This window comes from Elioraea sp. (genome assembly GCF_022842375.1).
Lineage (GTDB): Bacteria > Pseudomonadota > Alphaproteobacteria > Acetobacterales > Acetobacteraceae > Elioraea_A.
Window position 1 is genome coordinate 68158 of record NZ_JALHPR010000021.1, and the last position, 13823, is coordinate 81980.

11 protein-coding genes are annotated in these 13823 nt (G+C 71.5%); all 11 read right to left on the reverse strand.

The window, feature by feature from the left end; all coding sequences use genetic code 11:
• Positions 1-9: 9 nt before the first annotated feature.
• The 11 genes from Q0C38_RS16670 to Q0C38_RS16720 are packed head-to-tail and all read right to left on the reverse strand — an operon-like array spanning position 10 to position 13630.
• The gene (locus Q0C38_RS16670) at positions 10-876 is read right to left on the reverse strand and encodes a cell division protein FtsQ/DivIB (protein ID WP_291298242.1); all 867 of its coding nucleotides are present in this window, start codon (positions 874-876) and stop codon (positions 10-12) included.
• Entirely contained in the window at positions 864-1790 is a 927-nt protein-coding gene (locus Q0C38_RS16675; RefSeq protein ID WP_291298243.1) for a D-alanine--D-alanine ligase, read from the reverse strand. The genes Q0C38_RS16670 and Q0C38_RS16675 overlap by 13 nt, the downstream gene beginning before the upstream one ends.
• Entirely contained in the window at positions 1787-2725 is a 939-nt protein-coding gene (murB, locus tag Q0C38_RS16680; RefSeq protein WP_408870039.1) for a UDP-N-acetylmuramate dehydrogenase, read from the reverse strand. Before murB ends, Q0C38_RS16675 begins: the two co-directional genes overlap by 4 nt.
• Entirely contained in the window at positions 2725-4167 is a 1443-nt protein-coding gene (gene murC / locus Q0C38_RS16685) for a UDP-N-acetylmuramate--L-alanine ligase (RefSeq protein ID WP_291298245.1), read from the reverse strand. The genes murB and murC overlap by 1 nt, the downstream gene beginning before the upstream one ends.
• Positions 4164-5276 (reverse strand): undecaprenyldiphospho-muramoylpentapeptide beta-N-acetylglucosaminyltransferase, encoded by a 1113-nt coding sequence (gene murG, locus Q0C38_RS16690; RefSeq protein ID WP_291298246.1) that lies wholly within the window; start codon positions 5274-5276, stop codon positions 4164-4166. The genes murC and murG overlap by 4 nt, the downstream gene beginning before the upstream one ends.
• Positions 5277-5284: 8 nt before the next feature.
• Positions 5285-6406: an FtsW/RodA/SpoVE family cell cycle protein gene (locus Q0C38_RS16695; RefSeq protein ID WP_291298247.1), complete on the reverse strand. Its 1122-nt coding sequence runs from the start codon at positions 6404-6406 to the stop codon at positions 5285-5287.
• Entirely contained in the window at positions 6403-7815 is a 1413-nt protein-coding gene (gene murD, locus Q0C38_RS16700; protein ID WP_291298248.1) for a UDP-N-acetylmuramoyl-L-alanine--D-glutamate ligase, read from the reverse strand. The genes Q0C38_RS16695 and murD overlap by 4 nt, the downstream gene beginning before the upstream one ends.
• Positions 7812-8903 carry a phospho-N-acetylmuramoyl-pentapeptide-transferase gene (gene mraY / locus Q0C38_RS16705; protein ID WP_291298249.1) on the reverse strand — a complete coding sequence of 364 codons (1092 nt, stop codon included), beginning with the start codon at positions 8901-8903 and terminating at the stop codon, positions 7812-7814. The genes murD and mraY overlap by 4 nt, the downstream gene beginning before the upstream one ends.
• A complete protein-coding gene (locus Q0C38_RS16710; RefSeq protein WP_291298250.1) occupies positions 8903-10300 on the reverse strand; it encodes a UDP-N-acetylmuramoylalanyl-D-glutamyl-2,6-diaminopimelate--D-alanyl-D-alanine ligase in 1398 nt (465 codons plus the stop codon). Before Q0C38_RS16710 ends, mraY begins: the two co-directional genes overlap by 1 nt.
• Positions 10297-11763 (reverse strand): UDP-N-acetylmuramoyl-L-alanyl-D-glutamate--2,6-diaminopimelate ligase, encoded by a 1467-nt coding sequence (locus tag Q0C38_RS16715; RefSeq protein ID WP_291298251.1) that lies wholly within the window; start codon positions 11761-11763, stop codon positions 10297-10299. The genes Q0C38_RS16710 and Q0C38_RS16715 overlap by 4 nt, the downstream gene beginning before the upstream one ends.
• Before the next feature lie 4 nt (positions 11764-11767).
• Positions 11768-13630 carry a penicillin-binding protein 2 gene (locus Q0C38_RS16720; protein WP_291298252.1) on the reverse strand — a complete coding sequence of 621 codons (1863 nt, stop codon included), beginning with the start codon at positions 13628-13630 and terminating at the stop codon, positions 11768-11770.
• Positions 13631-13823 lie beyond the last annotated feature (193 nt).

Genomic DNA, 13823 nt, shown 5'->3' on the forward strand with positions numbered 1-13823 from the left:
TCATGCTCCTCATGTGGGCCGCCGTGTTGCTGTGCGGTTGCCCGGGGTGGGCGGTGGCTCGGGGGCTGCGACCGGGCGCAGCACCAGCCGGTCAGGCAGGCGCATGTCGATCGCGACCAGGCCGCGGTCGAGCAGGCCGGCCTCGCGGTGAAGAGCCGCCAGCCGCTCGATCGCGGCCGTCTCGGCACCCTCGGGCAGCAGCACGTCGGCCCCGCTGGCCAGCCGGAGATTCCAGCGCCGCTCCGCCACCCGCACTGCGGCGGTGACACGCAGCATCACCTCGGGGAACCGCGCGAGCTCGTCGAGCAGCGATGCGGCGACGGGGGCCGCGCCGGCGCCAACCACCAGCGGCAGACCGGCGAAGGGGGCGACGTCATTCTCGACGATGACGCGGCCAGAGCGATCGATCAGCGCGAAGCGGCCCTGGCGCTGCCAGAGAGCGTAGGGCTCACGCTCCGCAACGGTGACGTGGATGTGGTGCGGCAGGCGGCGCTGCACCGTCGCCCGCTCGATCCACGGCATTGCCTCGAGCCGCGTGCGCACCTCGTCGAGATCGACGCCAAGGATCGGCGCGCCGCGCGACAGGCCGGTCGCATCGAGCAGCGCGGGGCCGGCGGCGTGGCGACGCCCCTCGACCGTAATGTCCTCGACCGCGAGCCCCCAGACAGCGGTGAGGTCGAGCAGGTTCTCATGCCAGGCGGCGATGGCGCGGCCGGGTTCCGCCGCGCGCCACAGCACAACGCCGCCGCCGAGCACCAGCAGCGCCGCGGCGCCGATGGCGGCAACGCGGGCATGGCGCCGCGACCGGCGCAGCCAGAGGCGAAGCCGCCCCGGCCGTTTCGCCTTCGCCTTGGAGGGTACGCTCAGTCGCCGCATGAGGCCTGCTCCACCATCCAGCGGCACAGTGCGGGAAAGCCGATGCCGTGATGCGCGGCCTGCTCGGGCAGGAGCGAGGTCGGCGTCAGCCCCGGCTGCGTGTTGACCTCGAGCAGCACGAGGCGCCCCGGCTCGCCCGCCGTGTCGTCGTAGCGGAAATCCGCCCGCGTCGCCCCGCGGCAGCCAAGTGCGTCATGCGCCGCACGCGCGACATGGAGCGCGCGGTCATAGATGTCGGGATGGACCGCCGCCGGAATGACGTGGCGCGAGCCGCCATCGGCATACTTCGCCTCGTAGTCGTAGAAGCCGCCGCCCTGGAGCGCGGTGATGTCGGTGACCGCGAGCGGACGGTCGCCCATCACGCCGACGGTCAGTTCGCGTCCCGGAACAAACTCCTCGACGATCGCCGACGATCCAAAGCGCCAGCCGCGCGCGATCTCCGACCGTCGGTTGTCGCCACCGCGCAGGATGTGCACGCCGACGGAGGAGCCCTCGTTCACCGGCTTGATGACATAGGGCAGCGGGAGCGGATCATCGGCGGCGAGCGCATCGAGGCCGATCACGCGCCCCTTCGCCACAGGCAGGCCGGCCGCGACGAAGGCCGCCTTCGCCGCTGCCTTGTCCATCGCCAGCGCCGAGGCGCGAACGCCCGAATGCGTGTAGGGCAGCTCCAGCCATTCGAGGATGCCCTGGATGCAGCCATCCTCGCCGTAGCGGCCGTGCAGCGCGTTGAACACCACATCCGGCCGCGGTTCGGTCAGCGCGGTGACGAGCGCCTTGAGGTCGCGCGTCACCTGCACCGGTGCGACGTCGAATCCGGCATCCTTGAGTGCCGTGATCACCTGCCCGCCTGAGGAGAGGCTCACGTCACGCTCGGCGCTGATGCCGCCGTAGAGGACCGCCACGCGCGTCATCGTCCCGCCTCCGAAACGCCGGGCAGGGGGCGGCCGATGCGTCGGATTTCCCATTCCAGCATCACGCCGGTCTCGGCGAGCACGCGACGGCGCACCTCCTCGCCAAGTCCCTCGATGTCGGCGGCTGTGGCACCGCCAAGGTTGAGCAGGAAGTTGCAGTGCTTCTCCGAGACCTGCGCCGCACCGCGCGTGAGGCCACGGCATCCGGCGCGGTCGATCAGCTCCCACGCCTTCGGGCCCTGGTCGGGGTTCTTGAAGGTGCTGCCGCCGGTGCGCGCGCGGACAGGCTGCGTCGCCTCGCGCGCGGTGCGGATCGCTGCCATCCGTTCGGCAATCGCGGCAGGATCGCCAGCCGGGGCGAGCAGCCGCGCCGCGGTGACGATCGCGCCCTCGGGCATGTCGCTGCGGCGATAGGCGAAGGCGATGTCGTCGCGCCGGCCGCACCAGCCTTCGCGCGTGACGAGCTCGACCCAGTCGGTCACCGCGCCCGTCTCTCCGCCATAGGCGCCGGCGTTCATCGCCACCGCACCGCCGATCGTGCCGGGAATGCCGGAGAGGAACGCCAGCCCGTCACGCCCCGCATCCGCTGCCGTCTCGGCGACGGTGAGGTCGAGCGCGGCACCGCCCGCGACGATGCCGTCAGCCTCGACCGTGATGCGCGCGAAGGCCGGCGGCAGGCGGATGACGATGCCCTCGATGCCGCCATCGCGCACGATCATGTTCGAGCCCGCGCCGATCACCGTCACCGCGACGGCAGGGTCGAGATCGCCGAGGAACCCCGCGAGGTCCTCGACATCGGCCGGGCGGAACAGCACCTCCGCCGCGCCGCCGGTGCGGAACCATGTGAGTGGCCCGAGGGCAGCGCCGGGCGTGAGCCTGCCGCGGACGGGGGGAAGGCGGTTGATCATGGGCGGCGTTGCGCGGGCGGCCGGCATCATGGCGTGCCCCCGTTGGCGCGGCGCGGGATCGCGGCCTGCAGCGCGGTAAGCTCGCCCGGCAGCGCGTGCGCCCAGGTCGTGATCGTTCCGGCGCCGAGGCATACGACATAATCGCCCGGCCTCGCGATCGCGTGGATCATCTCGGGCAGGTGCTCCGGCCCCGGCAGCGGCACGACGGAGCGATGCCCGCGCGCCCGCAGCCCCTCGACCAGCGCATCACGGTCGATGCCCTCGATCTTCTGCTCGCCGGCGGCATACACATCGGTCACGATCACCGTGCCGGCATCGTTCATGCAGGAGCAGAACTCCTCGAACAGCGATGCAAGCCGCGAGTAGCGGTGCGGCTGCACCACGGCGATCACGTCGCGCGCGCCGGCCTGGCGGGCGGCCTTCAGCACCGCGGCGATCTCGACAGGGTGATGGCCGTAATCGTCGATCACGGTGATGCCGCCTGCCTCGCCCGTGCGGGTGAAGCGACGCTTCACGCCCTTGAAGCCGAGCAGCGCGGTGCGGATCGTGTCCTCTGGGATTTCCATCTCGACGCCGACTGCGATCGCGGCGAGCGCGTTGGCCACGTTGTGCGCGCCGAGCATCGGCAGGCGGAATGGTGCCAGGCGTCGCGACCGCCCGGTGTGACGGTCACCCACCACCACCTCGAAGGTCGCGCCGAGACGGTCCATCACCAGCCGTTCCGCGCGCACATCGGCCTGCGGGCTGAACCCGTAGGTGATGATGCGGCGATCGGAGAGGCGCGGGATCATCGCCTGCACTTCCGGATGGTCGAGGCACAGCACCGCGAAGCCGTAGAACGGGATGTTGCCGACGAACTGGGCGTAGCCCTCCTTCATCGCCTCGGCCGTTCCCCAATGGTCGAGATGCTCGGGGTCCATGTTCGTCACGATGGCGATGACGGCGGGCAGGCGGAGGAACGAGCCGTCGCTCTCATCCGCCTCGACCACCATCCAGTCGCCGGCGCCAAGCCGCGTGTTGGCGCCGTAGGCGTTGATGATGCCGCCGTTGATCACGGTCGGGTCGAGGTGCGAGGCCTCGAGAACGGCGGCGACCAGGCTCGTCGTCGTGGTCTTGCCATGTGTGCCGCCGATCGCGATCGACCAGCGCAGCCGCATCAGCTCCGCCAGCATCTCGGCCCGCCGCACCACGGGGATCAGCTGTGCGCGCGCTGCCGCAACCTCGGGGTTGTCACGCTTGACGGCGGTCGAGACGACGACGACCTGCGCGTCGCCGAGGTTCTCCGCAGCGTGCCCGACCTTCACCGGGATGCCGGCCTCGCGCAGGCGCTTGACCTGCGAGCCTTCGGCGATGTCGCTGCCCTGCACCTTGTAGCCAAGGTTGTGCAGCACCTCGGCGATGCCGGACATGCCGATGCCGCCGATGCCGACGAAGTGGATCGTGCCGATGGTGAGGGGAAGCGCCCTCATGCGGAAACCTCCGTCCGGGCGAGGGCAAGCACCGCATCGGCAAGAAGGTCGGCCGCATTGGTGACGGCAAGTGCAGCAGCTGCCCCTGCCATGGTGGCGAGCAGGCGCGGTTCATCGGCGCGCAGCATGATCTCGGCTGCGAGCGCATCGGCTGTCAGCGTGTGCTGGGCGAGCGAGACCGCACCGCCCGCATCGGCCAGCGCGCGTGCATTGGCGGCCTGGTGATCGTCGATCGCGCCAGGCAGCGGCACGAGGATCGAGGGGCGGCCCACAGCGGCGAGTTCCGCCACGGTCGAGGCACCGGCGCGCGCGATCACGAGATGCGCCGCAGTCAGATGCTCTGCCACGTCGGCGAAGAAGGGTGCGACCGTGGCCGCTATGCCGGCTGCGTCGAGCGCGACGGAGCAACGCTCCACATCCTCGCCGCGGGCCTGCATCACGAGATGGATGCGGGCGCGCAACGCATCGGGCAGCAGTGCGAGCGCGGCCGGCACCACATCGGCGAACACGCGCGCACCAAGGCTGCCGCCAAGAACGAGGAGCCTGAACGCGCCATTCTCCGCCGGCGGGGCGTAGCCGAGGCCGGCGCGCGCGGCGATGCCGGGACGAACCGGGTTGCCCGTCACGCGCGTCGCCGCGCCGCCGGCAACGCGCGTCGTCGCCGCGAAGGAGAGGGCGAGCAGGTCGGCGATCGGGCAGAGCGCACGGTTGGCGCGGCCGAGCACGGCGTTCTGCTCATGCAGCACGATGCGCGGGCGCCTCGCGCCGAGCGTGCGTGCGGCAACGATTGGCGGCACCGATGGATAGCCGCCGAAGCCTACGATGGCGGCAGCGCCGATGCGGCCCAGCACCCTGCGTGCGGCAAGCGTGCCGCGCGCGAGTGTGAGCGCCGCACGCGGGGCGCGCGCGATGCCACGTCCGGCAAGTCCTTCGGCCGGGATCACATGCGTCTCGACATGCGCGAAGCCGGGGCCGAGCCGCTCCGCCGTCCGAGCATCGGTGAACAGCACCGGCCGCTGGCCACGCGCGGCAAGCGCCGCCGCAAGCGCCTCGGCCGGGAACAGATGGCCGCCCGTGCCGCCGGCGGCGATCGCGACAGGTCGCAGCATCGCCCCCCTCATCCTGCCTCTCCGTGGTGGCGGCGCCGCGTCAGGGCCAGCAGCATCCCCATGCCGAGGGCCACCGCGAACACCGATGATCCGCCATAGCTGACGAAGGGCAGCGTCATCCCCTTCGTCGGGATCAGGTGCAGCGACGAGGCCATGTTGATGAAGGCCTGCAGGCCGAACTGCGTCAGCAGCCCGGTCGCTGCGATGATCACGAACGTGTCGGTCTCGGCAAGCAGGCGCGCGAAGCCGCGGATCACCACAAACGCGAACAGGCCGATGATGGCGAGGCAGACGAGCATGCCGAACTCCTCGCCGGCCACGGCAAAGACGAAATCGGCATGCGCATCGGGCAGGATGTTCTTCACCCGCCCCTCGCCAGGGCCACGGCCGACGAGCCCGCCATTGGCAAAGGCGTCGAGCGCGGTCGAGACCTGGTAGTTGTCGCCGGCCGCCGGGTCGAGGAAGCGGTGCACGCGGCTCTGCACATGCGGGAAGAAGCTGTAGGCAGCGACAGCGATGCCAGCGACGAGCCCGCCCAGCACGCCCACCCAGAAGAGGCGAAGCCCCGCCACGAACCACTGCGCGAGGAACACCCCGAGCACCACCGCCGCCATGCCGATATCCGGCTGCATCTTGAGTACGGCGAGGACGAGCGCCAGCATCAGGCACGCACCGGCCGCTCCCACCGGCGTGTTCGCGCGCTGGCCTTCGGCGAACAGCCAGGCGGCGAGAACGGCGAAGCAGGGCTTCAGGAACTCCGACGGCTGCAGCGACATGCCGGGCAGCGAGATCCACCGCCGCGCGCCCTTGATCTCCGCACCGATGATGAGCGTCGCTGCCGTGAACGCGAAGGCCACCGCGAAGCCGAGGAGCGCAAGCCGCCGCACCCCGCGGGGCCCGAGCAGGCTCACCCCCAGCATCACCGCGGCCGCGGCGGGGAGGTAGACAAGCTGCTTCCGCACGAAGGCATAGGCATCGAGGCCGATGCGCTCGGCCACCGCGGGGCTTGCCGCGACCGTCATCAGCATGCCGACGGCGATCAGCATCGCGAGCGCGGTGAGCGTGAGGCGGTCGATCGTCCACCACCAGCGGCCGACCACCGAGCCGTCCGCGCGGTTGGCGGCGATCATCGCGCCACCTCGCCGCCAAGGGCGGCCACGACGTGGGCGAAGGCCTCGCCGCGCGCCTCGAAATGCGGGAACTGGTCGAAGCTCGCGCAGGCGGGAGACAGCAGCACGACTGCGGGAGGCTCGCGGCGGGCCGCGTCATGCGCCAGGGAAACCGCGCTCTCGAGTGTCCCGGCGATTGTGTGGGGCACGCCGGCGCCCGCGAGCGTCGCGGCAAACTCAGACGCCGCCTCGCCGATCAGGTACGCATGCGCGATGCGGCCGAACCACGGCGCGAGCGGGGCGATGCCGCCTTCCTTCTGCCGCCCGCCGGCAATCCAGAACACCCGGTCGTAGCAGCCAAGCGCGCGCGCCGCCGCATCGGCATTCGTCGCCTTGCTGTCATTGATGAACGCGACGCCGCCGACCTCGCCGACGCGCTGCTGGCGGTGCGGCAGGCCAGGGAAGGAGGCGATGCCATCGGCGATCGCGTTTGCATCGATGCCGAGCGAAACCGCCATGGCCGCCGCCGCCGCGGCGTTCTGCGCGTTGTGCGTGCCGGGCAGGGTCGGAATGCCGACGAGGCTCGCCAGCCGCCGCGGCGCCGCGCCCGTGTTATCCACAACCCTGCCGTGCGCCACATAGACCCCGCCGGCGAGCACCCCACGGGCGGAAATCCGCACCAGCCGCCCCGGCCCTGCCGCCAGCCCCTCGGCCATGGCGGCACTTGCCGCGTCGTCGACGCCGACCACCGCCGTCGAGGTGCTGTCCTGACGGTCGAAGATATGCCGCTTGGCCGCGGCATAGCCGGCCATGTCGCCATGGCGGTCCAGGTGATCGGGGCTGAGGTTGAGCATCGCGGCCGCATCGAACCGGATCGTCGCGAGTCGCTCCAACATGTAGGACGACATTTCGAGGGTATAGACCCCCTCTGACCCCAATATATTGAGTGACAGGGCCGGAGGACCCAGATTCGCGCCTGCCTCGGTGGCCACTCCGGCACGGTGGAGGATGTGGGCGAGCAGCGCCGTCGTGGTGCTTTTCCCGTTCGTGCCGGTGATGCCGGCGAAGCGCGCGCGCGAGCCTGCGGCACGGACGGCGCGGAACAGCAGCTCGACATCGGCCAGGATCGGCACCCCGAGCGAGAGGGCCCGGGCGGCAACCGGGTGCGGCCGCGGCAGACGATGCGGGATGCCGGGGGAGAGGACGAGCCCGTCCGACCCCGCCGCTGGCAGGAGTTCGGGTTCGGCCAGGGTGATGCCACCGGCGCGTGCAGCCTCGCGCGCCTCGGCCCCGTCATCCCAGGCGACGACCTCGGCACCCCAGCCCGCGAGGCGTCGCGCCGCGGCGAGCCCGGCGCGGCCGAGGCCGAGCACGGCGAAGCGCCTGCCCGCGAAGAGGGGGGGCTCTCGGCCCTCGCTCGTCCGGGTCATCGGAGCTTCAGGGTGGAGAGGCCGACCAGCGCCAGCACCATGGCGATGATCCAGAAGCGGATGACGATGGTGCTTTCGGCCCAGCCCTTCTTCTCGAAATGGTGGTGCAGCGGCGCCATCCGGAACACGCGCTTGCCGGTGAGCTTGAAGCTCGCCACCTGCACGATCACCGACACCGTTTCGAGGACGAATAGCCCGCCGACGATGGCGAGAACGATCTCGTGCTTGGTCGCGACCGCGATCGAGCCGAGCGCGCCGCCGAGCGCCAGGCTGCCCGTGTCGCCCATGAACACCATCGCCGGGGGCGCATTGAACCAGAGGAACCCCATGCCGGCGCCGATCAGCGCGGCGCACAGCACCGCAAGCTCGCCAGCGCCGGGGACGAAATGAAGCTGCAGGTAGTTCGCGAACACCGCGTTGCCGACGAGGTAGGCGATCAGCGCGAAGCAGCCTGCGGCGATCATTACCGGCACGATGGCGAGCCCGTCGAGCCCATCGGTCAGGTTCACGGCGTTCGAGGCGCCCATCATCACGACCATGCCGAACAGCGGGAACAGGAAGCCGAGCGGCAGCAGCAATTCCTTCGACACGGGGAAGGCCAGCGCGGTCGCCAGCGGCGGGCGCGTCGCCCACATGATGATCACCGCCGCCGCGAGCCCGATCGCCGCCTGCACCGCGAGTTTCATCCGCCCCGACACACCACGCGTGTTGCGCTTCGTCACCTTCAGGAAATCGTCGGCGAAGCCGAGCGCGCCGTAGCCGGCGGTGACCAGCAGCACCGCCCAGACATAGGCGTTGCGGAGATCGGCCCAGAGCAGCGTCGACACGGAAAGGGCCAGCAGGATCAGCACGCCGCCCATCGTCGGCGTGCCGCGCTTTCCGAGGAGATGCGCCTCCGTCATGTACTGCTCGCGCATCGGCTGGCCCTGTGCCTGGATCGCGCGCAGGCGGCGGATCACCATCGGCCCCGCGGCGAAGGCGATGAACAGCGCCGTCATGCACGCCGCCCCCGACCGGAACGTCAGGTAGCGGAACAGGTTGAAGAGGATGAACTCGTCAGCCAGCGGGGCGAGGAGGTGGAACAGCATCAGCCTTTTGCTCCACCTGGCGCATCACCGGCGAGTGCCGCCGCAAGGGGGCCCATGCGGCTGCCGAGCGAGCCCTTCACCAGCACGACATCGCCCGCCAGCAGGGCTGGCCTGACGAGCGGCAGCAGCGCGGTGCTGTCGGCTGCGTAGCCGCCGCGAAGCCGTGCCGGCAGAGCATCGTAGAGGCCGCGCATCAGGCCGCCGCAGCAGAAGACGCTGTCGATCCCCGCCGCCGCGATCGGCTCGGCCAGCGCGCGGTGATCCTGCTCGGCCCGCTCACCGAGCTCAAGCATGTCGCCCAACACGGCGATGCGCCGCGCCGCAGGTGCCGTGCCAAGCACCGCGAGGGCAGCGCGGACGGAAGGGGGAGAGGCATTGTAGCTGTCATCGAGCAGCGTCGCCTCGCCACCGGGCAGCGGGATCGTACGGCGGCGGCCACGCCCACCCGCGGGCGCGATGGCGGCGAGCACCGGCAGTGCCGCTGCCGGGTCGGCGCCGGCGGCGAACACGGTGGCGAGAACGCCGCAGGCGTTGCGCGCAGCATGCACGCCTGGTGAGGCCAGCACTGTCTCGTACTCGCGGCCCAGCAGGCCGATGTGAACCCGCATTGACCAGCCCTCAGCCTGCCAGGAGAGAAGGCGCACATCGGCCATCGGGTCTGTGCCGAAGGTGATGATGCGGCCGACGCCGCGCGCATGGGCCAGGGCGGTCAGCCGTGCGAAATGGCGGTTGTCGCGGTTCAGCACAACGGCACCACCCGGCACCAGGCCCTCCATGATCGCGCCCTTCTCGTCGGCGATCGCTTCCTCGCTCTCGAAATGCGCGATGTGCACCGCCTCGACCGTGGTGATCAGGGCGACATGCGGGGCGGCGAGGCGTGCGAGCGGGGCGATCTCGCCTGGATGGTTCATGCCGATTTCGACGACGGCGAACAGCGCCCCCTGTGGCAGGCGCGCGAGGGTGAGCGGTACGCCGAGATGGTTGTTGAACGAGGCAGCGGCGGCGTGCGTCGGTCCCTGCGCGCCGAGCACCGCTGCCAGCGCCTCCTTCGTGCTGGTCTTGCCGACCGAGCCCGTGACGGCAACGACCGAGGCGCTGCTGCGCTGGCGGCCGGCGTTGCCGAGGGAACGCAGTCCGGCGAGCGTGTCCTCGACGTGGAGAAGCGGTGCCTCGGGCCCTACATCGCGTGGCGTTTCCGACACCATCGCTGCCGCCGCACCGCGCGCGAAGGCATCGGCGACGAAGTCATGCCCGTCACGCGCGTCCTTGATCGCGATGAAGAGATCGCCAGCCGCGAGGCTGCGCGTATCGATCGAGACGCCAGTCGCCGCGAAGCCCGTCGTCACACGTCCGCCCGTTGCGGCAGCCACGTCCGCGGATGTCCAGAGCGCCGTCATTCCCGCGCTCCCGCGGCCTGCCGCGCGACCGTTGCGTCATCGAACGGGATGATCCGCCCGGCGATTTCCTGGCCCTGCTCGTGCCCCTTGCCGGCAATGACGAGAACATCGCCGGGGCCGAGGGATGCGATCGCCGTGGCGATGGCAGCGTCACGGCCGCCGATCTCGACAGCCTCCGGCATGATGGCGCGCGCGCCGGCGAGCACCGCGGCGCGGATCGTGGCCGGGTCCTCGCTGCGGGGATTGTCGTCGGTGATCGTGACGCTGTCGGCCCCCCGCGCGGCCGCCTCGCCCATCAGCGGTCGCTTGCCTGGGTCACGGTCACCGCCCGCACCGACGACGATCGCGAGCCTGCCGGCAACGTGCGGGCGAAGGGCCGAGAGCACCGTCGTGATCGCGTCCGGGGTGTGCGCATAGTCGACATAGATCGCCGCCCCGCTGCCGAGAACGGCGACACGCTCGATCCGCCCGCGCACGCCGGCGAGGCTGGGCAGCAGCGCGAACACGGCGTCGGCCTCCGCCCCGGTCGCGATCGCGAGCATGGCGGCGACGAGCGCGTTGGCCCCCTGGAAGCCGACGAGGGGCAGCAGCACGTCGCGCCGCGTGCCTGCATGGGTGAGCGTGATCGCCTGGCCATCGGCGCGCGCTTCGGTCCGCTCGATCGCGATCGTCGCACCGGCATCGCCCACTGTCATGAGCCGCAGGCCGCGCTCCGCCGCGATCGCGCGCAGGCGTGCGAGCGCCTCTGCCGGCAGGGCGGTGTGCGCCACGGCCGCGGCACCGGGGGGAAGCAGCGTGTCGAACAGGCGGAGCTTGGCGTCGAGATAGGCCGCCATGCCGCCGTGATAGTCGAGATGGTCACGCGTGAAGGTGGTGAAGGCCCCGGCCGCGAGCCTGACGCCATCGAGGCGCCGCTGGTCGAGCCCATGCGAGGAGGCCTCGATCGCGGCATGGTCGATGCCGCTGCGGGCAAGCCGCGCAAGGGTTGCGGCGAGGGCGACGGGGTCTGGCGTCGTCAGCCCTGGTCCGCCAGGCTCGCCGGGGGCGACGAGCCCGAGCGTGCCGAGCGAGGCGGCACGGCCCTGGTGCAGCCCGGCCCAGATCTGGCGCAGGAAATCGGCGGTGCTCGTCTTGCCGTTGGTGCCGGTGATCGCGGCGATGCTGCGCGGCTGGGCACCATGGAAGGCGGCGGCCATCAGCGCGAGGCGACGTCGCGGATCGACGTCCTCGATCATCGGGCGCGGCGGAACGGCGGGCGGCCAGGCGGTGCCCGGTGGTGCGAGGACGGCCGCGGCACCACGCGCCACCGCATCGCCGATGAAGGCGCGGCCATCGGCCTTCGCACCCGGCAGCGCGGCGAAGAGATAGCCCGGCATCACCGCGCGGCTGTCGGCCGTCAGACCAGCGATCACGACGGCGCCCTCGGCGGCAGGGAGGGGAGTGGCGGGGCCCGTCGCTGCCATGAGATCAATGAGTCGTGACACGGGTTGCCGGGGTAGGGGCAGCGGGTGCGGCCGCGGTGCGCTGCGCGGGGGCAGCGGCCGGGCGGCCGGGCCGTGCAGGCTGGAGCGGCATGGCGAGCGAGGCGCGGAGCTGGTCGGTCTCCTGCGCGGGCGAGAGGCCGAGCAGCGGGCCGACCTGCGCGAGCGCCGCCTGCGCCGCCGGGGCGGCGACCCACCCGCCCGTCGCGTAGCCGGCCGTATCGCGCCGGCCCTTCGGCTCGTCGACCATGACGTAGACGACGTAGCGCGGATCATGGCTCGGGAAGATGCCGGTGAAGGAGGAGATGCGCGCATTCATCAGGTAGCCGCCGCGGGGGCCGACCTTCTGCGCCGTGCCGGTCTTTCCGCCAACGAAATATCCTGGAACGTCGGCACCCTTGCCCGTGCCTTCGGTGACCGCAAGGCGCATCAGCCGGCGCAGCGTGTCGGACGTTTCCGCCCTGATCACGCGCGTGCCACGGGCTGCCGCCTCGCTCTCGCGGGCGAGCAGCGTCGGGCGGTGCAGCATCCCGCCATTGACCATCGCGGCCGTTGCGGTGGCGACCGCGAGCGGGCTCACCGAGATCCCGTGGCCGTAGCTGATCGTCAGCGTATTGATCTCGCGCCAGTTGTTGCCGCGCGGATAGAGCGGCGCGGCGACCTCGGAGAGCTCGATGCCGGGCCGGGCGGTGAGCCCGATGCGCTCGATGAAGGCGCGGTGGCGCGGCACGCCGACCTCGAGCGCCATGCGTGCGGTGCCGATGTTGGAGGAGTAGGTGAAGATCTCCGGCACCGTCAGCCAGCGGTTCTTGCCCTTGAAGTCGCTGATCGTGAACCGGCCATGGGTGATCGGGCGCGATGCGTCATAGCCGCCCCAAAGCTGGGTGGTCCCGAGTTCGAGCGCCATGCCCGTGGTGAACAGCTTGAACGTGCTGCCGGGCTCGTAGACGCCGACGGTGATGCGGTTGAACCGCTCCTCGTTCGTCGCGGTGCCGACATCCGCGGGCAGGTAGTCGGGCAGGCTGACCATCGCGACGACTTCGCCCGAGCGCACGTCCATCACGACGCCCGCACCGCCGATCGCGTCGAAGCGCGCGATCGAGGCGGCGAGCGCCTCGCGCAGCACGTGCTGCACGCGCACGTCGATGGAGAGCCTGAGCGCCTCGGCTGGGTCCTCGCGCAGCCGCTGGTCGAAGAAGCGCTCGACGCCGGCGATGCCATGGCCATCGACATCGGTACCGCCGATCACGTGAACGGCCGATCGGCCTTGCGGATAGACGCGCCGCTCCGCCTTCTCGAAATAGAGGCCGGGTATGCCGAGGCGGTTGACGCCATCCTGCTCGCGCGGCCCCAGATGGCGGCGGATATAGACGAAGGTGCGCTCGCCCGTCAGCCGCTGCGTCAGTGCCGCGATGTCGATGCCCGGCAGGACGCCGGCCAGTGCGCGCGCGGCCTCGGCCGGATCGGCGATCTGGCGCGGGTTGGCGTAGAGGGCCACCGTCGGCAGCGAGACGGCGAGGATGACGCCGTTGCGGTCGGTGATCGAGGCACGCGCGACCGGCGGATCGGGATCGATCGCAGCGACTGGCGGGGCCGATTGCCGCGGCGCGCTGGCGCTGAACACCGTCGCATCCGCGAGCCGTGCCGCGACCGCGACGTAGAGGACGGCGAACAGGCCAGCGCCGATCAGCAGGCGCGAGCGGGCGCGGTCAAGCTGCGCGCGGCGCCGCCCATCGGCCATGATCGGGGCGGGCGGCTTCGCGGCACGCCAGGGCGCGAGCGCCTGGCCGGCCGCTGCCTCAGGCGACGCGCCGATCGCAACGGGCGGTGGCGGGACTTCGCGGATCATCTTCTCAGTTCCCTCCGACGACACGGGGAACCGGCGGCGGCAGCGAGGCCGATGGCGCGCCGAGCGATGACGTGACGGCCTGCCGCGCGACAGGTGGTGGCGGCGCGGCGCTGATGGCGATGACGGGCGTGGCCTGCGGCCGGGTTGGCGCCGCGACGGTTGTGGCCGCCCCCTGTCCTGCCGGTGGCATGAG